The 20,489-nt window shown below is 62.3% G+C and carries 25 protein-coding genes; 7 read left to right on the plus strand and 18 right to left on the minus strand.

The window, feature by feature from the left end; all coding sequences use genetic code 11:
- Nucleotides 1-58: 58 nt before the first annotated feature.
- From IEX53_RS14010 to IEX53_RS14085, 16 genes are all read right to left on the minus strand, one after another.
- On the minus strand, nucleotides 59-946 hold the full coding sequence (locus IEX53_RS14010) for a flagellin N-terminal helical domain-containing protein (protein WP_188824805.1): 888 nt from the start codon (nucleotides 944-946) through the stop codon (nucleotides 59-61).
- A 206-nt stretch (nucleotides 947-1,152) separates the two neighbouring features.
- The gene (gene fliP / locus IEX53_RS14015; RefSeq protein WP_373288654.1) at nucleotides 1,153-1,908 is read right to left on the minus strand and encodes a flagellar type III secretion system pore protein FliP; all 756 of its coding nucleotides are present in this window, start codon (nucleotides 1,906-1,908) and stop codon (nucleotides 1,153-1,155) included.
- 212 nt (nucleotides 1,909-2,120) lie between these two features.
- The gene (locus IEX53_RS14020) at nucleotides 2,121-2,606 is read right to left on the minus strand and encodes a flagellar basal body-associated FliL family protein (protein WP_188824807.1); all 486 of its coding nucleotides are present in this window, start codon (nucleotides 2,604-2,606) and stop codon (nucleotides 2,121-2,123) included.
- Nucleotides 2,607-2,696: 90 nt separating this feature from the next.
- On the minus strand, nucleotides 2,697-3,410 hold the full coding sequence (gene flgH, locus IEX53_RS14025; protein WP_188824808.1) for a flagellar basal body L-ring protein FlgH: 714 nt from the start codon (nucleotides 3,408-3,410) through the stop codon (nucleotides 2,697-2,699).
- Entirely contained in the window at nucleotides 3,407-3,928 is a 522-nt protein-coding gene (locus IEX53_RS14030) for a MotE family protein (protein ID WP_188824809.1), read from the minus strand. Before IEX53_RS14030 ends, flgH begins: the two co-directional genes overlap by 4 nt.
- Before the next feature lie 200 nt (nucleotides 3,929-4,128).
- A complete protein-coding gene (locus IEX53_RS14035; protein ID WP_188824902.1) occupies nucleotides 4,129-5,310 on the minus strand; it encodes a flagellar basal body P-ring protein FlgI in 1,182 nt (393 codons plus the stop codon).
- A gap of 32 nt (nucleotides 5,311-5,342) precedes the next feature.
- On the minus strand, nucleotides 5,343-5,798 hold the full coding sequence (gene flgA / locus IEX53_RS23930; protein WP_308429146.1) for a flagellar basal body P-ring formation chaperone FlgA: 456 nt from the start codon (nucleotides 5,796-5,798) through the stop codon (nucleotides 5,343-5,345).
- Nucleotides 5,799-5,991: 193 nt separating this feature from the next.
- The gene (gene flgG, locus IEX53_RS14045) at nucleotides 5,992-6,780 is read right to left on the minus strand and encodes a flagellar basal-body rod protein FlgG (RefSeq protein WP_188824811.1); all 789 of its coding nucleotides are present in this window, start codon (nucleotides 6,778-6,780) and stop codon (nucleotides 5,992-5,994) included.
- A 15-nt stretch (nucleotides 6,781-6,795) separates the two neighbouring features.
- Complete coding sequence (gene fliE, locus IEX53_RS14050; RefSeq protein ID WP_188824812.1) at nucleotides 6,796-7,128, minus strand: flagellar hook-basal body complex protein FliE; 333 nt, start codon at nucleotides 7,126-7,128, stop codon at nucleotides 6,796-6,798.
- Nucleotides 7,128-7,547, minus strand: a complete 420-nt coding sequence (gene flgC, locus IEX53_RS14055; RefSeq protein ID WP_188824813.1) for a flagellar basal body rod protein FlgC — start codon at nucleotides 7,545-7,547, stop codon at nucleotides 7,128-7,130. The genes fliE and flgC overlap by 1 nt, the downstream gene beginning before the upstream one ends.
- Nucleotides 7,548-7,553: 6 nt before the next feature.
- Nucleotides 7,554-7,934 (minus strand): flagellar basal body rod protein FlgB, encoded by a 381-nt coding sequence (flgB, locus tag IEX53_RS14060; RefSeq protein WP_188824814.1) that lies wholly within the window; start codon nucleotides 7,932-7,934, stop codon nucleotides 7,554-7,556.
- 126 nt (nucleotides 7,935-8,060) lie between these two features.
- A complete protein-coding gene (locus IEX53_RS14065; protein ID WP_236016197.1) occupies nucleotides 8,061-8,636 on the minus strand; it encodes a hypothetical protein in 576 nt (191 codons plus the stop codon).
- Between the two features lie 57 nt (nucleotides 8,637-8,693).
- Nucleotides 8,694-10,043 (minus strand): flagellar protein export ATPase FliI, encoded by a 1,350-nt coding sequence (gene fliI, locus IEX53_RS14070; RefSeq protein WP_188824815.1) that lies wholly within the window; start codon nucleotides 10,041-10,043, stop codon nucleotides 8,694-8,696.
- On the minus strand, nucleotides 10,043-10,768 hold the full coding sequence (gene flgF, locus IEX53_RS14075) for a flagellar basal-body rod protein FlgF (RefSeq protein ID WP_188824816.1): 726 nt from the start codon (nucleotides 10,766-10,768) through the stop codon (nucleotides 10,043-10,045). Before flgF ends, fliI begins: the two co-directional genes overlap by 1 nt.
- Before the next feature lie 4 nt (nucleotides 10,769-10,772).
- Nucleotides 10,773-11,561, minus strand: coding sequence for a DUF1217 domain-containing protein (locus IEX53_RS14080; RefSeq protein ID WP_188824817.1), 789 nt, complete (start codon nucleotides 11,559-11,561; stop codon nucleotides 10,773-10,775).
- Between the two features lie 107 nt (nucleotides 11,562-11,668).
- Complete coding sequence (locus IEX53_RS14085; RefSeq protein ID WP_188824818.1) at nucleotides 11,669-12,532, minus strand: LysR family transcriptional regulator; 864 nt, start codon at nucleotides 12,530-12,532, stop codon at nucleotides 11,669-11,671.
- Between the two features lie 547 nt (nucleotides 12,533-13,079).
- Here IEX53_RS14085 and motA point away from each other — a divergent pair.
- The 7 genes from motA (at nucleotide 13,080) to IEX53_RS14120 (ending at nucleotide 18,614) form a co-directional block, all read left to right on the plus strand.
- Nucleotides 13,080-13,952: a flagellar motor stator protein MotA gene (gene motA, locus IEX53_RS14090; RefSeq protein WP_188824819.1), complete on the plus strand. Its 873-nt coding sequence runs from the start codon at nucleotides 13,080-13,082 to the stop codon at nucleotides 13,950-13,952.
- A gap of 1 nt (nucleotide 13,953) precedes the next feature.
- A complete protein-coding gene (locus IEX53_RS14095; protein ID WP_188824820.1) occupies nucleotides 13,954-14,904 on the plus strand; it encodes a FliM/FliN family flagellar motor switch protein in 951 nt (316 codons plus the stop codon).
- A complete protein-coding gene (locus IEX53_RS14100; RefSeq protein WP_188824821.1) occupies nucleotides 14,885-15,364 on the plus strand; it encodes a BAB2_0123 family type IV secretion system effector in 480 nt (159 codons plus the stop codon). The genes IEX53_RS14095 and IEX53_RS14100 overlap by 20 nt, the downstream gene beginning before the upstream one ends.
- Before the next feature lie 92 nt (nucleotides 15,365-15,456).
- Complete coding sequence (gene fliN / locus IEX53_RS14105; RefSeq protein ID WP_188824822.1) at nucleotides 15,457-15,789, plus strand: flagellar motor switch protein FliN; 333 nt, start codon at nucleotides 15,457-15,459, stop codon at nucleotides 15,787-15,789.
- A gap of 1 nt (nucleotide 15,790) precedes the next feature.
- Complete coding sequence (locus IEX53_RS14110) at nucleotides 15,791-16,837, plus strand: flagellar motor switch protein FliG (RefSeq protein ID WP_188824823.1); 1,047 nt, start codon at nucleotides 15,791-15,793, stop codon at nucleotides 16,835-16,837.
- Between the two features lie 242 nt (nucleotides 16,838-17,079).
- Complete coding sequence (gene flhB / locus IEX53_RS14115; RefSeq protein WP_188824824.1) at nucleotides 17,080-18,168, plus strand: flagellar biosynthesis protein FlhB; 1,089 nt, start codon at nucleotides 17,080-17,082, stop codon at nucleotides 18,166-18,168.
- Entirely contained in the window at nucleotides 18,165-18,614 is a 450-nt protein-coding gene (locus IEX53_RS14120) for a BspJ family T4SS effector nucleomodulin (protein WP_188824825.1), read from the plus strand. The genes flhB and IEX53_RS14120 overlap by 4 nt, the downstream gene beginning before the upstream one ends.
- A 32-nt stretch (nucleotides 18,615-18,646) precedes the next feature.
- Here IEX53_RS14120 and IEX53_RS14125 read toward each other — a convergent pair whose 3' ends face one another.
- Nucleotides 18,647-19,435, minus strand: a complete 789-nt coding sequence (locus IEX53_RS14125; RefSeq protein WP_188824826.1) for a helix-turn-helix transcriptional regulator — start codon at nucleotides 19,433-19,435, stop codon at nucleotides 18,647-18,649.
- 270 nt (nucleotides 19,436-19,705) lie between these two features.
- On the minus strand, nucleotides 19,706-20,419 hold the full coding sequence (locus tag IEX53_RS14130; protein ID WP_236016198.1) for a TetR/AcrR family transcriptional regulator: 714 nt from the start codon (nucleotides 20,417-20,419) through the stop codon (nucleotides 19,706-19,708).
- Nucleotides 20,420-20,489: the final 70 nt, after the last annotated feature.

Raw genomic sequence — 20,489 nt, forward strand, 5'->3', positions numbered from 1 at the left:
GGACCGTGCCCCCCGCACGGTCCCCCGCCCCCCGCTTTAGCCCCCTAAATCCGCAGCTTTAGCCGCGGAACAGCGAGAGGATCTGCTGGTTGCTGGAGTTGGCGATCGAGAGCGCCTGAACGCCCAGCTGCTGCTGGACCTGCAGGGCCGAAAGACGCGCCGATTCCTTGTTCATGTCGGCATCGACGAGCTGGCCGACGCCCTTGTCGATCGAGTCGCTCAGCGAAGAGAGGAAGCTCTTCTGGCTGTCGATCTGCGACTTGGCCGCGCCGAGCGTCGCTGCACCGGTCGTCAGGCCGGCGAGAGCGGTTTCGACTGCGTCCAGCGCCGTCTTGATATCCGCGTCGGATTCCGGCGTACCAGCTGCCGGGGCGAAAGCGGCCATTGCAGTATTCAGCGTGCCGACGATACCGCCCGTACCGGCGCCATCCAGAAGCTGGATTTTGGCCGCTTCGACATTAATCGTATCGACGGTCACGGAGGTGCCGGTACGATTATAGGACGCGACAACCTTCAGGTCTGCAGCGGCAGTGCCATCGGAAACCAGCAGGTTCGTGCCGGCATACTGGGCATTTTTGGCGAACGACGTGATGTTCTTCGTGATCGAGGTGATTTCGTCCTTGATCTTCAGCTGATCTTCAGCGCTAGCGCCCTGAGCGGACACGAGCTTGGTCTTCAGCTTGTCGACTTCATCCTTGATCTTGTTGATCGCGGAATAGGCCGTATCGACCTTGCCGGCGCCGAGGCCCAGCGAGTCCTGAACGGCCGAGTTGGCCTTGTTGTCGGACTTCATCGAGGTCGCGATCGACCAGTAAGCCGCGTTATCCGAGGCCTCGTTGATGCGCAGGCCGGTGGAGATGCGGTTCTGGGTGGCTTCGAGCGACTTGTTGGTGGAAGCCAGCGTCTGCAGCGCGGTCATCGCTGCGGAATTGGTCAGAAGACTCATGGGTATTGCCCCTGTTCACAGGCATGACCTTCCGATAGCCGTAAGGCTTTCCGGACGAAATCATGCGATTTATGGAATGGTTTTCGGGACAGGCCGGATTGATACCGGCATGAGCGGAGCGGCATCATGCCTATTTGCCGACAACAGCGGCAAATCCGTCATGCCGCTACCCTATCGGCGAATTCTTACCAATCGTTTAATGCAGATCAAGAAAACGACCTGATCAGGCTTCCCACCAGAATATTCCACCCGTCGATCAGCACGAAGAACAGGATCTTGAACGGCAGCGACAGCACGGTCGGCGGCAGCATCATCATGCCCATCGACATGGTGAGCGTGGCGACGACGAGATCGATCACCAGAAACGGCAGCACGATCAGGAAGCCGATTTCGAAGCCGCGCCGCAATTCGGAAATCATGAAGGCGGGAACGAGGATGCGCAAATCCACCACGCCATCCTCGCCTGTGCGGAACGATGGATCGGCGAGATCCTCGAACAGGCGCAGATCCTTGTCTCGCACCTGCCGCAGCATGAATTCGCGGAAGGGCGAGGAGATTTCCCGCAGCGCCACCTCCTGACTGATCTCATTGCGCATCAGCGGCTGCACCCCGTTCTGCCACGCCCGGTCGAAGGCCGGGGCCATGACATAAAACGTCATGAAAAGGGCCAGGCTCACCATAACAAGATTGGCGGGCGCGGTCTGCAACCCGAGCCCGGAGCGCAGCATGGAGAAGGCAATGGCAAAGCGCGTGAAGCTCGTCACCATGATGAGCAGACCCGGCGCGATGGAAAGCACCGTGAGCAGTCCGAGCAATTGCACGATCTGCCCGCTCGCCGCCCCGCTTCCGGCGGGAAGCAGGCTTTGCAAGGAGGGAGCGGTTTGGGTTTGCGCGGCGGCCTCGCCCAGCGCAAGCAAAAGAAACGCCGCGGTGAAAGCGAAAGCGGTCCCTGTTTTGGCGATGGTGCGAAATACCCCCCTCTGCCCTGCCGGGCATCTCCCCCACAAGGGGGGAGATTGGCTGTCAGATACGCTTTCGCCAATCGTCAACGTCCCAGAGGAAAGCACCGTCGCCGATGAAGGCCAATCTCCCCCCTTGTGGGGGAGATGTCCGGCAGGACAGAGGGGGGTGTCACCGCGCAAGCATCCCCATGTTGTCACGAGCAACTGCCCCATCACTCCACCACCAGCGAGTAAATAAACACCCGCTCCACCTTGCCCTCGGAGCGCATCTTTGCGCGTTCTTCCAGATCAGCCCGCAAATAGGCGAGCCCCGTCGCGCCCTGCAGTTGCATCAGGCTAGCGCTGCGCAGGAAGGCCATGAAATCGTCGGAAATCTTCATCGCCATGTCGGGCGCAATTTCCTCGCCGGGCTTGGCGACCAGCCCTGCCTCCAGCCTGATCCAGGTCGAGGACGGCACGGCGAGATTGGTGAGAATCGGCTTCAGCGCCACCACGGCCCCGAGCGGTTGCGCCTCGGGCTTTTTCTCCGGCGCTTTTTCTGGGCTCGCACTGGCCGGCTCCCCTGCTCCGCCGATAAAGCCGCCGAGAAACCAGCCCCCGCCGGCGGCGATAACGGTCAGCAGCGCCACCGCCGCGATGAGGCCCACAAGCGAGCCGCTCGCCTCTTTGGCCTCGGATGTTTTCGTCGCGCCCGCCATGATTTGCCTCTGAGCACGATCCCGAAAAGTTGCAGACTTTTCGGACAGGATCATGCCTAAAAAAATCGAATACCTGGAGCACGCAGTGCTCTAGAATGGAGAAACCTGATCGAGGATCTGCTGGCCGTAGGGCGGCTGCATGACCTCGCTGATGCGCCCGCGCCCGCCATAGGAAATGCGCGCCTCGGCGATCTTGTCGTAGGAGATGGTGTTGTAGCCGGAGATATCGCGCGGCCGCACCACGCCCGCCACATTCAGCACGCGCAGCTCATTGTTGACGCGCACCTCCTGCGAGCCGCTGATGACGAGGTTGCCGTTGGGCAAAATCTCGGTGACGATAGCGGCGATGGAAAGCTTGATCTCCTCCTTGCGCTCCACCACGCCTTTCCCTTCCGAGCGGCTGTCCGAATTCGACTTGAGCTGCCCCGCGAAATCCCCCGCCGAGCCGCCGCTCGTCGAGAATTCCCCGCCGAGCCCATAAAGCCCGGAGGAGACGCGCTGGCGATTGCTCTTGTTATCGAGATTGGCCTTGTCGTTGATCGAGATGTTGACGGTCAGCACATCGCCCGGGCTCGATGCACGCGGATCGCGGAAGAAATTCGTCGAGCGCTTGTTCCAGAGCGAATATTTGCCGCCCCCCGGCTGCGCCGGATAGCCCGCGCTCGCGCCATAGCCGCCATAGGACGAGCCGATATCGGTCCTGACCGGCGTCAATTCCGGCGTGCGGTTGACCTCTTTCAGCGAGTTGGCGCAGCCGGAAAGCCCAAGCAGCCCGGCATAAACGATTATCATTGTCTTTTTCATTGGATCCGGCCTGCCGTTTCAGGCTTCGTCTTGCTGCCGCGTTTTTCCGTCGATTGCGCACCGACGATGACGCGCGCCAATTGCGCGGATTTCTCCGCCGGCATCTCGTTGAGGATCACGCTCGATGTGCGCGGGCTGAGTTTGAGAAGCAGTGCCGCCGCCGCCTCGTCATCGATCAGCGCCAGCTGCGCCGCCGCCGCATCCGGCTTCATCTTGGAGATGATCTCGACCAGCGAATCCTGCGCCTTGGCGATGAACTCGTTGCGCCGTTGCAGCCAGACTTCATACTCCTTGCGCTTTTCCTCCAGCGCGGCGACGCGCTCATCCACCTGCTTGCGCAGATCGTTGAGTTCCTTCGTTTGGATCGCATAGCGCGCATCGGCGGCATTGTCGGTCAAATTGCTGCAATATTTCTGGATTTCCTCGACGCCCGAAGGCATCTGCGGAATGGCGTTGGTTTGCTGGGCGTGGGCGGGGAGCGCAAGGGCGATGATGGCTGCGACTGCAGCGCCAAACACCCCCCTCTGGCCTGCCGGCCATCTCCCCCACAAGGGGGGAGATTGGATGTCAGTTCCGCTTTCGCCAATCGCCAGCGTTGCAAGATTACGCGCCGTCACCGATGCAGGCCAATCTCCCCCCTTGTGGGGGAGATGCCCGGGAGGGCAGAGGGGGGTTACGCCGCGCCAACACTTCCAACTATATGCAGATACCCACCCCATCATTGCACCACCAATTCCGCATGCAGCGCGCCTGATGTCTTGATCGCCTGGAGGATCGCGATGATGCCGGTCGGCTTCATGCCGATCTGGTTGAGCCCCTTGACCAGATTCTCCAGATTGGTGCCGGACAGCACGCCGATCTTCGATTGCTGTTCATTGGCCTCGATATTGGTCGTCGGCACCACCACCGTCTCGCCATCGGAGAACGGCTCGGGCTGAGAGACGACAGGCGTCTCGGTGACACGTACGGTGAGGCTGCCATGGCTGATGGCGACCTTGGAGATGCGTACCTTCTCGCCGATGACAACCGTGCCGGTGCGCTCGTCCACCACCACGCGGGCGATTTCGTCGGTCGCGACCGGCAGGCCCTCGATCTCCGCCAGGAAACGCGCGGCGCTGATGTTCTTCGGCTTCCGGAGCCGGATCGACTTCGCGTCGCGCTCCTTCGCCACCGGCTGTCCGTAGCGGCGCTTGGCGAAGATATTGATCGTATCCGTCACGCGGATGGCCGTGGTGAAATCCGGGTCGCGCAATTCGACGACGAGATCGTCCCGGCCGAAATTGCCCTTCACCTCGCGCTCCACCAGCGCGCCGTTGACGATGCGCCCGCTGGTCGGCACGCCCTGCGTCAGGGATTCCGCCTCGCCCTGCGCCGAAAAGCCTGACACGATCATATTGCCCTGCGCCACCGCGTAGATTTCGCCATCCGCGCCTGCGAGCGGCGTCATCACGAGCGTGCCGCCCTGCAAAGATGTTGCATCGCCCAGCGAGGAAACCGTCACGTCGATGCGCGAGCCCGCGCCCGCGAAAGCAGGGAGATTGGCCGTCACAATGACCGCCGCCGTATTCTTGGAGCGCGTCGCGCCGCTGGGCGCGCTGATGCCGAGATTATCGAGCATCGCGCGCATCGATTGCTCGGTGAAGGGAGAATTGCGCAAGCTATCGCCCGTGCCCTTGAGACCTATGACGAGGCCATAGCCGACCAGCTGATTCTCGCGCACGCCCTGGATAGTGGCGATGTCTTTCAGCCGCGCCACCACGCCGCCCTTGCCCAGATCCGAATAGGCCATCTTCGACGGCGAACCGCCCGAGCCGAGCCAATCGGCATCGGCCTCAGCAGCAGTTGCATAATCCTTGTTGTTGCGCGCCGATTCATCCGCGGCAAGCGGCGAGACACCCATCAAAAGCGCAAGGCTGGTGGCGACGATCCGCTTCACTGCATTCCCACCTGTATCCTGCCATCGGAAAGCACGGTTCCCGAAACGACGAGACCGCTATCGATATTGCGCGCCTTGATGAAATCCCCTGCGGAACCGGGCTCAAGCGGCGTCCCCATCGCCGTGATGGTGAGCCCGCCAGCGGTATAGACGAGCGGCGCGGGAACGCCGCGCTTGACGAGCGATGGTTCGCTGACCGCGCCGATGAGAATGGGCTTGCCGGGCAGCAGCGTCCGCCGCGCGATCTTGCCCGTCACCTGTTCCGGCGTTTGGGCATATTGCTGGGCGGCTTCGGCGCGGATGGTGAAGGTTTTTTCCAAAAGCGCGGTGTCACCGACCGTCTGGCCGGGGTAGATGACGGCCGAGGGCACGACGAAGGAGATGCGATCGGCATGGGCCGCGGGTGTAACGCCGAGAAAGATGACCGCAAGCGTAGCGACCCGCTGGAACACCCCCCTCTGCCCTGCCGGGCATCTCCCCCACAAGGGGGGAGATTGGATGTGAGTTCCGCTTTCGCCAATCGCTACCGTCGCAGAGTAACGCACCTTGGCCAATGCCAGCCAATCTCCCCCCTTGTGGGGGAGATGCCCGGCAGGGCAGAGGGGGGTTCTCTTGGAAGCGCGGCTCTTCACAAACATCGTCAACTTACCGCAAATTCTTCGAAACGACCGCCGCCATTTCGTCCGCGGCCTGGATGACCTTCGAGTTCATTTCATAGGCCCGCTGCGCCGTGATCAGTTCGGTGATTTCCTTGACCGGATCGACGTTCGAGGCTTCCAGATAGCGCTGTTGCAGCTTGGCGAAGCCGGGATCGCCGGGTACACCGACGATAGGCGCGCCGGAGGCTTCCGTTTCGCGGAAGAGATTGTTGCCGAGTGGCTCCAGCCCTGCCTCATTGGTGAAATTGGCGAGCGTCAGCTGGCCCAAATTAACCTGTTGCACCTGATCCTGCAGCTTGGCGAACACCTGCCCCGTCTCGGTGATCGTCACCTCCACCGCCTCGGCCGGAATGGTGATGGCGGGCTCCACAGGGCTGCCGTCGATGGTGACGAGCTGGCCGTCCGGATTCCGGTTGAACGCGCCGGCGCGGGTATAGAACGTCTCGCCAGTAGGGCTCTGAATCTGGAACCAGCCATTGCCTGAAAGCGCCACGTCGAGCGGATTGCCGGTCTGGTTGAAGCTGCCCTGGATATGCAGATTGCGCACCGCCGCCGTCTGCACGCCAAGGCCCACCAGCGCGCCCTCCGGCACGATGTTCTGGTTCGCCTGGTTGGGCACGCCCGCCGACCGCTCCGCCTGATAGATGAGGTCCGAGAACTCCGCCCGCGCGCGCTTGAAGCCGGTCGTGTTGATATTGGCGATGTTGTTGGCGATGACTTCCAGATTGAGCTGCTGGGCATTCATGCCCGTGGCGGCGATGGTGAGCGCTTTCATGTTAGCTCCTTAAGCCTAGATCTGCATCCGGCTGATTTCGAGATAGGCCTGCACGATCTTGTCGCGGATTGCGATGGCGGTCTGGAGCGATTGCTCGGCCTCCATGATGGAGCTGACCACTTCCCGTGCCGGCACGTCGCCGGTCATCGAGGAGATGGACGTCGCCTCGGCGGTCCTGAGCTTGTCGCCGGTGGCGCTCGTCAGTTGCGACAGCACGTCGCCGAACGAAGCGCCGCTGCCGGATTCAACCGGCTTGGGCGCGACCGCACCGGCCTGGCCGCCATTGACGACTTCGCTGAGGTTCGACAGCGCATTGCGGGTGGAAACACTCAACAGAGAATCGATCATCACGAGTTCCTCAAAAGGTCGATGGTCATGGCGATCATCTCGCGGGCCTGCTTGATCACCTGGAGATTGGCTTCATACGAACGGTTCGCTTCCCGCATGTCGGCCATTTCGACCACCATGTTGACATTGGGATATTTGACATAACCGCGCGCATCCGCCGCCGGATGGCTCGGGTCGTACTGCTCGGTGAAAGGCGAGGAGTCGGCGCCGACCTCGGCGACGCGCACCTCCTGCGTGCCTGTCGTATGTTCGAGCTCGGTGCGGAACGAGACAGTCTTGCGCCGGTAGGGATCGGCCTCCGGCGTCTTGCCGGTCGATTGCGCATTGGCGATGTTTTCGGAAACGATGCGCAGGCGCGTGGATTGCGCGGAAAGCCCCGACGCCGCCACCTTCAACGCGCTGACGATTGGATCGGACATAGCGCGCTACCCTTTCACCGCCGCCAGCATCATGCGGTGAAACGCCTTGACGATGCTGGTGTTGAGCGAGAATTCGCGGTTCACTTCCCCGGCCTTCATCATTTCCTGTTCCAGGTTGACGGTGTTGCCGGAATGGGTCGTCTCGCTCACATCCTCCTGGCGCATCTGCACGGCGCTGATGCCGCTGGCATTGACCTCCAGATGGTGCGGATCGGTCGCGGCCATGCTGAGCTGCGTCTTTTCGAGCACGTCGGTGAAGGGATCGACATCGCGCGCGCGAAAGCCCGGCGTGTTGGCATTGGCCACATTGCCCGCAACCGCCGCCTGCTTCACGGACAGCCACTGCGCCTGCCGCGACGCCAGATCGAAGAGATGAATCGGCCCCATAGAGAGATATCCCGCCTTGGAGCAAGCCCAGGAAAAGTGCGAAGCGGTTTTCCGTCCGGACTTGCGAAAGAATTGCCCCATTAACTGATCGTTAACCTACGCGTCGAATCTTGTGTGAGGCTTGCGCTACTGCGCCAGCTCGATCACATCCCCTGCCGATGTCTTGAGCTGCCACGTCCCTGCCCCTTCGCTGCGGCTCACCGCAACCAGCGTGCTGCCGTCGGGCAGGAGCGAACCCTTTTCCACGAACCAATATCCCGCGGCGTCCTCGATCATCGCCATGCCGCCGACCACCTCGCGCAGGTAGAAGACCGGCTTTTCCGGGTAAGGTTGGTTCTCCGGCGCCGTGTCATCCACCCCGGGCGCGCGCGGCTGGCCCTTGCCGTTCGACATGGTCGAACCGGTCGGGTTGGTGTCGAGTCGCGGCGTGGCCGCGATGGTTTCCGATGGCAGGAACGGCCCCGGCTTGCGGAAGACTGTCTGCTTCGAACGGTCGAGCGGGTCGCGGATGTTCTTCTGCTCGGCATTTTGCGGCGGAGCCGTATCCGCGCGGTCCCAATAGACGACGAAGGGCAGCATGGCGCAGCCCGCCGCCAGCGCCACCCCCGCCGCCTTCAGATAGCCGTCGATCACCTTCGCCGTTCCGAGCAATCCGGATACGGAATCAAGGGCTGGCTTGATATTCTCGTCTTCGCGGCTCATGCGGCCTCCTTGGCATGATCCCGAAAAGTTGCAGACTTTTCGGATAAGATCATGCGGCTATTCTGTTTTGCCGCGCAGCGCGGCAGCAAGATCGTTATAGGGGTCGGTTGAAACGGGCGTTTCCGGCGTCTGCCGCATCGCCTCGTAAATCTTCGGCACCAGCGCCACCGCCTGGTCGAGCAGGCCGTCGCTGCCCGGCTGGTAGGCTCCGATGGCGCGCAGATCCCGCGTCTCCTCGAAGCGGGCGATCAATCCGCGCAATTGGCTGACCAGCTTCTTCTGCTCCGGCGTCCAGCCGTATTGCGCAAGGCGCGAGACGGAGCCGGGAATATCCACAGCCGGGAACCGTCCCTGCGCCGCGATGCCGCGCTCCAGCACGATATGCCCGTCGAGCGTACCGCGAATGGCGTCCGAGACAGGGTCATTATGGTCGTCCCCATCGACCAGCACCGAATAGATGCCGGTAATCGTGCCGCTGCCTTCCAGCCCCGGCCCGGCCCGTTCGAGCAAGCGCGGCAACTGGCTGAACACGCTCGGCGGATAGCCGCGCGAAACTGGGGGCTCCTCGGCGGCGATGGCGACTTCGCGCGCGGCATGGGCGAAGCGCGTCACCGAATCGACGATCAGCAGCACATTCTCGCCCCGGTCGCGGAAATATTCAGCGATGGCCGTCGCGGTGTTGGGCGCAAGCCGCCGCATCATCGGGCTCTCGTCGCTGGTGGCAACGACGGTGACCGTCTTGCCCAGCTTGCCGGCCATGGTGTCCTCGAGCATGTCACGCACTTCGCGCCCGCGCTCGCCGGTAAGCGCGAGCACCACCGTGTCGAAATCCGCCGCCTTCGCCATCATGGCAAGCAGCGTCGATTTGCCGACGCCCGACCCGGCGAAAATGCCGAGACGCTGGCCGAAACAAACTGGCGTGAAGATGTCGATGACATTGACGCCGGTGCGCAAACGCTTGTCCACCCGCGCGCGGCGCATGGCGGCTGGCGGCGCGCTGTCGGCGGGCATGGGGGCATCGCCCGGCATCAGCGGTCCATTGCCGTCGAGCGGACCGCCCAGCGCGTCGATCACCCTGCCCTTCCACTCGGGCGACGGGGCAATGCGCCATGCGCCATCGGCAAACACCGGCGCGCCCAGCGACGGCACCACGCGGTCGTCGAACGGCTTAACCAGCACATGGGTTTCCGCCACGCGTATCACCTCGCCCCGGTAAAGCCGCTCGCCGCAGCGCATCATCACGCCGTCGCCCAGCGTCGCGGACCGCGACAGGCCGCGCACCGCCACCGCCGAGCGCGAGACGTCGCTGACCGTCCCGCCAATGCCCGACAGCGGCGACGGCGCGGCGCTCTCGCGGCGGACGAAGGCCGTAAGCCGTTGCAGCGGAAGCGAAACGGCCGTCGTCATCAGGCTTTCGAGCCGAGCGTCTTGACCGCTTCGGTCAGGGTGCTTTCCTGCGTGCGAAGCAGCGCGTCCACCTGCTCGAAGGCGCGGCTGACGGCGATGAGCCGCGTCATCTCGGTGATGCCATCGACATTCGAGCCCTCGATGGCGCCCTGCACCACGCCGACGCTGGCGTCATCCACCACCGCCTGCGCTGGAATATCGGGAATGACGGCGGAATTGCCCGCATGGATCAGATTGGCTTCCTTGGGGATCGCGAACAGCCCGATGCCGCCCACCTGCGCGCCGTTCTGGTAGATCGCCCCGTCGGATGAAATCTTCGGCGCGCCGGCGTTGGGGTTGATGGCGATCGGCTGCCCGCCCGCGTCGAGCACCGGATGGCCCATGACGGTGACAAGCTGTCCGTCCGGCGTCATCTGCATCCGCCCGTCGCGGGTGTAGACCTGCCCCTGCGGCGTCAGGATCGACAGCCACGCCTCGCCCTTCACCGCCACATCGAACGGATTGTCCGTCTGGATGATCGGCCCGCCCTCGGTGCGGATATAGCTCTTGCCGGCGGAGGCGAAAGCGATGTCGTCACTGGCCTTCATGGAGACGAGCGAGTCGAACTTCGTGCCCTCGCCGCGAAAGCCGGGGGTGGACATGTTCGCCACATTGTTGGCGATGGCGTCCATCCGGCGCTCCAGCGTGATCTGCGCGGAAAGCCCGACATAGATGGAATTTTGCATGGGTTTACCTCCCGCCCGGCTTGAAGCTTTGCAGCGTGGTGAGGATGTCCATGGAGATTCCCACCGATGATGTGCTGCCCAGAAGCAGCGAGGCGATGGATGAGGTGCTGCCTGCCGATGGATTGTTCATCTCGTACATCGCAGAAAAGCGGGTGAGGAACTTTTCCATTTCCTTGGGGTCCGACAATGACGCGATGTCGAGCCGGTCCTCGATCATTTTCGCCTGCTTGTCGATATCCGCATTGGAGACGAATGAGGGAATGCCCAGCGCCGTCTGCACCACCTGCAAAAGCGCCTTGTCGCCGAGAATTTCATAGGCGTTGGTCAGCTTCCCGGCCTTGCGCTGGAAATAAAGCGCCAGCCGCACGCCCTCATTCTGCTCGCCCGCTTCTTCCTCGAGGGTCTGGCGGGTATATTTATCCACCACGCCCTGCTGCGCCTCCTTGGAAGCGGTGGCCTTATCGCCCAGCCCGGCGAAATCGAAGGTTGTGGCGAATTCCTTGTAGCGCTTGTCCACCAGCGTATTGGCCATGCTCTCGCTGTCCGTGACGCCTTCGGTCAGCACCTTGCGGATGAACGCCTTGGCATAGGCCATGTCCTCCAGCCCGTAGGCTTTCATGGCATAGCGATAGAGCCGGTCATCGGCCATGAAATCGTCGATCGTTTTCACATTGCCGATATTTTCGAGATAATAGGCCGTCTCGCGCTCGACCAGCGGTTCCTTCGATACCCGCGTCAGCGACCGCGTCATATTGGACGTGATCATGCGATAGCTTGTAAGTGTATCGACCATGCCGCCGCTCCCTTGAAATCGTTTGGGAGCCTTTATCGCCCGGAAAGCTTGCCTGAAGCTGGCTTCAAACGCAGGCGCATAAAAGCCAGTTGCTTCTATAAATCGCCCTAAGGCCGCCGCCCGGCGAACAGATCCGCTTTGCTCTTAACAAACTTGACCATCCGGTCGGCCACGGTGCGGATTTCCCGGCGGTGGCGGTCGTCATTGTTCATTACAAGCCACTGGCTATGTCGGAGCTCGGCAATCTCCTCACCTGCCCGAACCAGCCGCATGTCCTGATCTCCGACGAAGCAAGGCAGCACCGCCGTACCCGCGCAGGCTAGCGCGAGATCGCGCAGCGAGCGGGGCCGATTGACCGTTACGGTCAACTGATCCGCCCGGTGCTGACGCGGCCAGCGCAAATAGGCTGAAATGGCATCCTCCTCGCAAACCGCCAGCCACTGCTCGGCGACGGAAGGATGAGCGTTGCGTGCATGATACGCCGCATAGGCGACCTCACCCAGCTTGATCGCCGCCAGATTGGACTCCTGCGGCTCGAAAGCGCGGATACCGATATCGTTTTCGCGATGAGTGAGGCTCGCTCGCCGCTCGGCGATGGCAAAGTCCAGGGAAAAGTCATCACGCTCGGTGCGGATAGCCGAAAGGTTACGCGTGAGCATCCACGCATGCCACGTGCCACAGGCGATCCGCACGAGCGGCGATCCGTTACTTTTACGCTTCCAGCTTTCGATCCGGCGGGCAGCGCCCTCCATGTCGAGAATTTGCGTAAACAAAGCCGACCCCTCGGCGGTGAGCTGGTAGCCCGTGCGGCTGCGTGAAAAAAGCGGACGCCCCACCGCCTCCTCAAAATCGAGCATCCGGCGGCTGATCGTGGCGGGGCTTAACGCCGTCACCGCCGCTGCGCCGGAGAGCCCGCCGTGACGCGCGACATGCATGAAAAGCTCATAGGAGTCCCAACCGATGTTTTTCATGGGTGAAAAACATAGCCGGATTTGACAGGTACAAAAAGCAGATTTTAGCGCATAGGAAAGATGACGGCATTTCAATGGAGTTTCCTATGCGAGATAATGTCGTCGGCCCCCTTCTCTTCCCCGAACGCCCGCGGACAAAGAGCGAAATCAGCCCTCTGCAGGCTGAGGATGAGTTTTATGAAGAGTTCGGCCATCCCTTGCCGCGGTGGCTTACCGCACTGTGCACTTTGATAAAAAGGGTGCCAGGGCGATCCCTTCACCCTCGTCCTTCGAGGCTCGCTTCGCGAGCACCTCAGGATGAGGATGAAGGGGCGGCGGCACCTCAGGATGAGGGTGAAGGAGCGTCGGCGCCTCAAAACGAGAACGAAGCGGTGCCGGCGCTCCAGTAGCCCTCATGGTGAGGTGCGAATGGAGCGCAGCGGAATTCGCCTCGAACCACGAGGGCGCTTGGCGCTGCGTTCAGCAAAACACCAAGCCCCCCGACAAGCTTCGCGCAAGCCGCCCGCTCTATCACTGCGCGTGACCGTACCCGCAGGAGAGAAAAGCTTTGGGCATTATCATCGGCCTCGTCGTCACCCTCGGCTGCATGCTCGGCGGCTTCATCGCCATGGGCGGGCATATCGGCGTGCTCATCCAGCCCTGGGAGTTCGTGATCATCCTCGGCGCGGCGCTCGGCACCTTTCTCGTCGCCAACCCGTTCTCCACCGTCAAGGACACGGGCAAGGCCTGCATGGAGGCGTTCACCAACGCCGTGCCGAAGCAGCGCGACTATCTCGACATTCTGGGCGTGCTCTACAGCCTGATGCGCGAACTGCGCTCCAAATCGCGCAACGAGGTCGAGGTCCATGTCGACAACCCGCAGGAATCGCCGATTTTCCAGGCATTTCCCAGCGTCCTGAAGAACAAGGACCTGACCAGTTTCATCTGCGATTATTGCCGCCTTATCCTCATGGGCAATGCCCGCTCGCATGAGATCGAGGCGCTGATGGACGAGGAAATCCAGACCATCTCGCGCGACAAGCTGAAATCCTACAGCGCCATGGTCGCCGTCTCCGAAGGCCTGCCCGCGCTCGGCATCGTCGCCGCCGTGCTCGGCGTCATCAAGGCCATGGGCGCGCTCGACCAGTCGCCGGAAGTGCTGGGCCATCTGATCGGCGCGGCGCTGGTCGGCACCTTCGCCGGCATCTTCTTCTCCTATGCTGTGTTCGCCCCCATCGCCACCAAGATCAAGACGACGCGCGAGAAGAACAACCGGCTCTATATCGTCGTCAAGCAGACGCTGCTTGCCTATATGAACGGCGCGCTGCCGCAGATCGCGCTCGAATATGGGCGCAAGACCATCTCCTCCTACGACCGCCCGTCCATCGACGTGGTCGAGCAGGAAACGCTGACCAGCATCCCCACCCAGCAGGCGGCGTGAGATGACCGAATTTGCCGGCACCTCGCCTCAAGGGTCGAAGCCCGACGTTCTGGCGGAAAGCATCCTGCGCGCCGCCGGCATGTCGGTGGACGACCTGAAATCCCTCGGCCATGTCTTCAAGGACGCGGCCAGCACCTTCTCCATCAGGATGAAGGAACTGGCTCCCATCGCCGTCGAGACCGAGATATCAGGCCTGGAAAGCGTCGAGCGGGCGCAGGTCGAGGCGCTGCTTGCCCGCCATGGCATGATCGTGCCGGTTGACGTGGCCTCCTGGGGCAGCACAATCCACATGGTCGCCGACCGCGCATTCGTTTTTACCGGGCTGGAGGCTCTCTTCGGCGCCGGCGCGAATTTCGGCGCCGTCGAAAGCTTCAAGCCTTTCACCAGCATCGAGCGCAAGGTCGCGCGCGAGCTTTTCGCCCATCTCGGCGCGGCGCTCGATCACGTCTTCGCAGGGGCGGACGAGCGTATTTTCCGCGTCGGCGAGCCGGTGGACACTAGCGGCTTCGACCCCGAGGAATTCGGCCAGTCGCGCCTCTTCGCCTGCGCCTTCACCATCCGCGCGGCGGGCAAGACCGGAACCGTGCGCCTGCTGATGCCCCGCGCCTGCCACCGCCCGATGCAGGACGCGATTGCCGAATTGCTGCGCAAGCCATCCGCCCATTCGGACCCGGCCTGGGCCAAGAAGCTGCGGCTGGAAGTGAGCCGCGCCAAGATCGGCATCGAGGCCTTCATCCATCAGGGCACGATGACGCTGGACGAAATCGCCCGGCTGAAGCCCGGCCAGGTGCTGAAGCTGCCGAAGGACGCCATCGAGCAGGTGCGCCTGCGCTCGGGGAGCCAGGCGCTGTTCAAATGCACGCTCGGCAAGGCCGGCGCAAATTTCACCGTGCGGATTGGCGATCCCGTCAATCAGGAAGAGGATCTTATCGATGAACTTGCTGCTGGTTAACGCGATTTCCGCGGGGCTTTCCCTCGTCTCCATCGCCATCGTCATCGTGGCGCTGCGCAAGGCGGCGGAGACGATTCGCCTGGGCCGGGCGCTCGCCGACGGCATCGCCGCCTCCTCCGCCGGGCTGGAAAAGGCGCTGGCCGCGCTGCAGGCCGAGCGCGACGATCTGCGCGACGAAAGCCGCAAGCTGAGCGCGCGGCTGGAGGAATCCGCCAAGGCGCAGCGCGAGATCAACCGCTCGCTCGACCTGATGGAGCGCATCCGCGCCGAGTTACAAGGCGACGTCCGCGCGCTGCGCAGTTCGATTACCGCGCGCCCGGTTGCCACGGCATCGACGCCTGCGCCCCTCGCTCAAACGGCTCCGGCAAAGCCCGCGCAGGCCCAACCCGCGAAACTGCCGGTGTTCGTGCATCGCCGGGTTCAGTCCGCCGCGTCCACGATTGGAACCGGACGTTCATGAGTGCGTAATCTCCCCCCTTGCGGGGGAGATGTCCGGCAGGACAGAGGGGGGCACTGTCCCGCCAGCATTTCCATTTCAAGAAGGTCACGACCATGAACAACGAACTCGACGAAGCGATCGAAGCGCTGAAAAGCGACCAGCCTCGCTCCACCCGCCAGACGGGCGCGAGCCATGGCGGCAAGCCCAATCTCGACCTCATCATGGGCATTCCCGTGGATGTGCAAGTGGTGCTGGGCGGCACGACCATGCCGGTCGCCAATCTCATGAAGCTCGGGCGCGGCGCGGTCGTCACCCTCGACAAGCAGATCGGCGATCCCGTCGATATCGTCGTCAACGGGCGCGTCATCGCCCGCGGCGAAGTGATCGTGCTGGAGGACGATTCCTCCCGCTTCGGCGTCAGCCTGACCGAAGTTATCGGCAAGTAAGATGTACGAACAAGAGACGGCAGACGAAGCAGACACGAGCGAGGCCGCGCGAGCCCTGTCCCTGTCCGGTCCGCAGAAGGCGGCGGCGTTGCTGGTCGCCATCGGACGGCCTGCCGCGGCGCGGCTGCTCAAGCATTTCCAGCAGGACGATCTGCGCCTCCTTGCCGCCCACGCGAAGAAGCTCGACCCGATCTCCCCGTCCGATTTCGAGGAACTCGTCCAGGAATTCGAGGACGCCTTCGCCGATGGCGCATCGCTTTCGGAAGCAGGCTTGCGCTTCGAAGGCCTGTTGCGCGAGGCCCTGCCGCAGGAGGAAGTCGACGCGCTCTTCGACGACCGTCCGAAGCCCGCTCTGGTGCAGGAATCCGTCTGGGATCAGCTGACCCGCTTGCCCATCGAAACGCTGCAGGCCTATCTCGTCGAACAGCACCCGCAGGTCATCGCCTATACGATTTCGAAGCTGCCCTCCGACATCGCTGCACGGCTTTTCATCGCCCTGCCGGCGCGCCTGCGCAGCGCCGTCGTTCAGCGCACGCTGCATATCCGCTCCGTCACCCCGGCCGTGTCGGCGATGCTGGAGGATGTGCTGCGCCGCGAGGTGACCGGCAGCACGGACCGAGGCCCCCAGCAGGCTAACCACGGCCAGATCGCCAACATCCTCAACCAGCTCGACAAGACCGAAATCGCCGACATGCTGGAGAGCCTGTCCGATCTCAACACCGACGACCTGTCGAGGATCAAGGCCAAGCTCTTCACCTTCGACGACATCGCCCGCCTGTCGCAGCGCGCGCGCCTGCTGCTGTTCGATGAGGTACAGACCGAACAGGTCGCCACGGCGCTGCGCGGCGCGGATCCGGAACTGCAGGAGATGATCCTCTCCTCGCTCTCCACGCGCGGACGCCGCATGGTGGAGACGGAGCTTTCCGCCGCCCAGGGCAACATCACCGCGCAGAACATAGCCGACGCCCGCCGCGCCATCGCCCGCATCGCCATTTCGCTCGCCGAACGCGGGCTGATCGACATCGAGGCGGATGGCGGGGCGGGGTGAGCCGTGGCTGTCGTTTGGCGTAGCAATTCCCCCCTCTGCCCTGCCGGGCATCTCCCCCACAAGGGGGGAGATTGGATGGGAGTTCCGCTTTCGCCAATCGTCAACGTCGCAAGATAAAGCGCCTTCATAGATGAAGGCCAATCTCCCCCCTTGTGGGGGAGATGTCCGGCAGGACAGAGGGGGGTGTCTCGAGCCAGCGCTTCCAGTTTAACCAATGATGCACTCTAATCGAGTCTCGCGCCATGTCGGAAGCCCCCGATAAAGAAAGCAAAACGGAAGAGGCCACCGAGCAGAAGATTCGCGACGCGGTGGAGAAGGGCAATCTTCCTTTTGCGAAGGAAGTGCCGATCCTCGCCTCCGTCGTCGCTTTTCTCATCATCGCCGTGTTCATTGCCGCCCCGGGGGCTGCCAAGCTCACCCTGTTCCTGGCAGAGCTCATCGACCGGCCCGAGGACTGGCATTTGAATTCCAGCGAAGACGCCGGACAGCTTTTCCAACTGCTGGGACTGGCGGTCGGCACGGCCCTGCTTCCGATATTGATCATCGTGCCGCTCTCCGGCCTCGCCGCATCCGCCCTTCAGAACGCGCCCCGCTTCGTCGGCGAGCGTATCCGCCCGCAATTCTCGCGCATCTCGCCTGCCAAGGGCTGGGGCCGTGTTTTCGGGCGCGCCGGCCAGGTTGAGTTCCTGAAATCCCTGTTCAAGCTTCTGGCCGCGAGCCTCGTTGTCTTCTTCGTCTTCTTCAACAGCAATGCGCTCTTCACCGACGCCGTCGCCACCGACCCGCGCGCCCTGCCTGAGTTCATCCGGCAGAACGTCGTTCATCTCCTCGCCGCCAACGCCGTGGCCATCACCCTGCTGGCCGGCTTCGACATCGCCTGGTCGCGCATTCACTGGCGCCAGGAGCTGCGCATGACCAAGCAGGAGATCAAGGACGAGCACAAGCAATCCGAAGGCGACCCGCTGGTGAAATCGCGCATCCGCTCGCTCGGACGCGACCGCGCGCGGCGACGCATGATCGCGGCGGTTCCCACTGCCACCCTCGTCGTCGCCAATCCGACACATTTCTCCGTTGCACTGCGCTACCGGCCCAACGAAGATTCGGCGCCTGTCGTCGTCGCCAAGGGACAGGACCTGATCGCCCTGAGGATTCGCGAGATCGCCGAGGCGAGCGGCGTTCCCGTCTTCGAGAATGTGGAGCTCGCCCGCGCCCTCTATGCCCAAATGAAGGTCGATCAGGTCATAGCGCCAGAATTTTACAAGGCGGTGGCGGAACTCATACAGTTCATCAATTCCCGCCAGAAAACCTATGCAAATGCGGTGAGGTCATGAGAAGCACGCAATATTCGCAGACGCGCGAAGCCATCATCGCCGGCCATATGCACGAGGTCGTCGAGGATTTGCGGCTCGTCGATGTCGCTGATTACATCGCCTTCATCCGCTGCGAGCTCTTCGCCAACATCGCCGATATCGTCAACTCGGCGACCGAACTGCATTTCCAGCCGCAGACGCTGCAATTCGGCCATGGCGGAGAATATGAGCTCGACTGGAACCGCCCTCCCCGCATCACCCTCGACATGGAGTTCCGCAATGAGGGCGTTTACGCCTATTTTCGGGTGCTGATCGACGCTGATGGCGCGCAGATCGACCTGAACCACATCGCCTTCGACCATGCGGACGAAAGCCCGGAGCGCAACACGGCGCGGCTGGCGGCGGCGTTGGAGGAGGCGCGGGTACGCTTGGTGGAAGGACAGGGGAATAACGGACAAGGGCAGTAAGTTACCCGGCTATTCCCTGCTTTCCTTATTGGCTAGTTCTGCAAATGCGAAGCATCCGGCATCTCGATGATCCCGAGCGACAAGGCCGTCGCCACCGCCGAGGTGCGGTTGGAGCAGCCGAGCTTGATCTTGGCGTTTTGCAGATAGGTCACCACCGTCCAGCGGGCGATGTTGAGGATTTCGGCGATCTCGCCATCGGTCTTGCCGCTGGCCGCCCAGCGCAGGCAATCGATCTCGCGCCGTGTCAGCAGGTTCGCAGCCGCTCCCGCCGTGCCTTCTCTCGTCCCGTAGAGCGAATTGTGGATGAGGCTCGACGCGCTGATCAGGTTGGTCCGCATCTTCGCAATGAACTGGTCCTTGTCGGCATCACCGACATCGAAGGTGAAAAGCGTCGAGCCCGGGAAGCCGTGAGTGTTGGCCACCCCCACGCCGACGAAGAGATTGCCGAGCCCATGCTTCTGCGCGTCGCGGATGAAATCCCTTATTTGGTCGCTGTTCTTCGCATCCTCGTCGAGATTGCGCAGCGTGCCCGCCGCGTCGCTACGCAGAAGAGGGGAATCGTCCTGCATCATCGGGTCGACGCTGAAGTAATTCTTGGCGGAATAGCGCAATATCCAGCTGGTGGGATAGGTCATCACCACCGATAGGTCAGAGGGATTGCTCTTCACCGTCTCGTCAAACCGCGTGCGTGAAACATGCCCTATATGCTGGCAGCCGAGTTCATCGCGAATACGGCAAAACAGCTCCAATGTGCCACTCTTGGAAGAAGAACCGAAAAAGCTCTTCTTGAAATTTGGAAAATGCACAAGATCAAGGCTCATTGTACGTCCTTAGCCATCCCGCCGGAAATGAATGATCGTCTCTCGCAACGCCGTTCCATAAACGGCATTGCGAGTGTAAGCGAGTCGAATATTCGACATAGCTACAAGACGCGCAACTGACGCAAAAAGAAACCGGCATCTCGAGCGGATTCAACAACTTCCGCAAGCTTATGCACAGGAAGGAGGGGAACTGTCACGCAGTTGACTTAACGTTAACCATTGCTGGTTGCGTGACCGGTAAAATCTTCATTTTGCAGGAGATTTTTCAGTTTACCGCGATTTCGGCGCATAGCCGGCAAAAAACAGCTCCACCGCCGACACGACAGCCGTGCGGATCTGTTCTTCGCTAGGCTCCTCAGGCATCACGCCGAACAGCCGCTGCCGGTAGATGCCGGCAAGGAACATGTCGCTCAACTGATGGGTCGCCAGTTCCGTATCGGGAATGTCGAGATGACCGCCCGCGACCTGCATGTCGAGGAATTTTTTCAGCAGCGTCTTGCCGCGCTTCGGCCCTTGGTCATAAAAGCGCGCGCCGACTTCCGGCATCCGTTCGACAACGCCGATGACGATGCGCTGGGCCTGGATGAGGGGCTCCGATGTGATCAGCTTGCCGAGTTTGACACCGAACCGGACGAGCGCGTCCCGTCCCGATAACCCCCTCTCCGTATCGTCGAGAAGTTCATCGAACAGTTCGGCGCGATATTCATCGCACAGCGCCTCGAAAAGCTCTTCCTTGTTGGCGAAATAAACGTAGATCGTGCCCTTGGAGACGCCCGCCTCGCGCGTAATGTCATTCATGCTGGCGGCGTCGAAGCCCATCTGCATGAAGACGCGCCTTGCCCCTTCCAGGATCTGCCTGCGCTTTGCCGGGTCCTGCCCCGCGCCCAGCCGGGGCTGGCGGGGACACGCCGCCTCGCCGCGATCCCCGCATTTCTCAGTGCGGACATCTCCAGCTTTGCTTCGGCCCCGTAGTTTTTTAAACACTCTTCAACGCTCTTTCACATTTTTTCGAACCGATTGGTTCGATTGCCTCTTGATATGGCGCGTGTGCTGA

Origin of the sequence: Paramesorhizobium endophyticum (assembly GCF_014640615.1) — a bacterium.
Classification (GTDB): domain Bacteria; phylum Pseudomonadota; class Alphaproteobacteria; order Rhizobiales; family Rhizobiaceae; genus Paramesorhizobium; species Paramesorhizobium endophyticum.

Coding starts and splice junctions, on each gene's coding strand:
- IEX53_RS14010 (WP_188824805.1), bottom strand. CDS start 946: ATGAGTCTTCTGACCAATTCCGCAGCGATGACCGCGCTGCAGACGCTG.
- IEX53_RS14020 (WP_188824807.1), bottom strand. CDS start 2,606: ATGGCGGGCGCGACGAAAACATCCGAGGCCAAAGAGGCGAGCGGCTCG.
- flgH (WP_188824808.1), bottom strand. CDS start 3,410: ATGAAAAAGACAATGATAATCGTTTATGCCGGGCTGCTTGGGCTTTCC.
- IEX53_RS14035 (WP_188824902.1), bottom strand. CDS start 5,310: ATGGGTGTCTCGCCGCTTGCCGCGGATGAATCGGCGCGCAACAACAAG.
- flgG (WP_188824811.1), bottom strand. CDS start 6,780: ATGAAAGCGCTCACCATCGCCGCCACGGGCATGAATGCCCAGCAGCTC.
- fliE (WP_188824812.1), bottom strand. CDS start 7,128: ATGATCGATTCTCTGTTGAGTGTTTCCACCCGCAATGCGCTGTCGAAC.
- flgC (WP_188824813.1), bottom strand. CDS start 7,547: ATGTCCGATCCAATCGTCAGCGCGTTGAAGGTGGCGGCGTCGGGGCTT.
- flgB (WP_188824814.1), bottom strand. CDS start 7,934: ATGGGGCCGATTCATCTCTTCGATCTGGCGTCGCGGCAGGCGCAGTGG.
- IEX53_RS14065 (WP_236016197.1), bottom strand. CDS start 8,636: ATGAGCCGCGAAGACGAGAATATCAAGCCAGCCCTTGATTCCGTATCC.
- fliI (WP_188824815.1), bottom strand. CDS start 10,043: ATGACGACGGCCGTTTCGCTTCCGCTGCAACGGCTTACGGCCTTCGTC.
- flgF (WP_188824816.1), bottom strand. CDS start 10,768: ATGCAAAATTCCATCTATGTCGGGCTTTCCGCGCAGATCACGCTGGAG.
- IEX53_RS14080 (WP_188824817.1), bottom strand. CDS start 11,561: ATGGTCGATACACTTACAAGCTATCGCATGATCACGTCCAATATGACG.
- IEX53_RS14085 (WP_188824818.1), bottom strand. CDS start 12,532: ATGAAAAACATCGGTTGGGACTCCTATGAGCTTTTCATGCATGTCGCG.
- IEX53_RS14095 (WP_188824820.1), top strand. CDS start 13,954: ATGACCGAATTTGCCGGCACCTCGCCTCAAGGGTCGAAGCCCGACGTT.
- IEX53_RS14100 (WP_188824821.1), top strand. CDS start 14,885: ATGAACTTGCTGCTGGTTAACGCGATTTCCGCGGGGCTTTCCCTCGTC.
- fliN (WP_188824822.1), top strand. CDS start 15,457: ATGAACAACGAACTCGACGAAGCGATCGAAGCGCTGAAAAGCGACCAG.
- IEX53_RS14110 (WP_188824823.1), top strand. CDS start 15,791: ATGTACGAACAAGAGACGGCAGACGAAGCAGACACGAGCGAGGCCGCG.
- flhB (WP_188824824.1), top strand. CDS start 17,080: ATGTCGGAAGCCCCCGATAAAGAAAGCAAAACGGAAGAGGCCACCGAG.
- IEX53_RS14120 (WP_188824825.1), top strand. CDS start 18,165: ATGAGAAGCACGCAATATTCGCAGACGCGCGAAGCCATCATCGCCGGC.
- IEX53_RS14125 (WP_188824826.1), bottom strand. CDS start 19,435: ATGAGCCTTGATCTTGTGCATTTTCCAAATTTCAAGAAGAGCTTTTTC.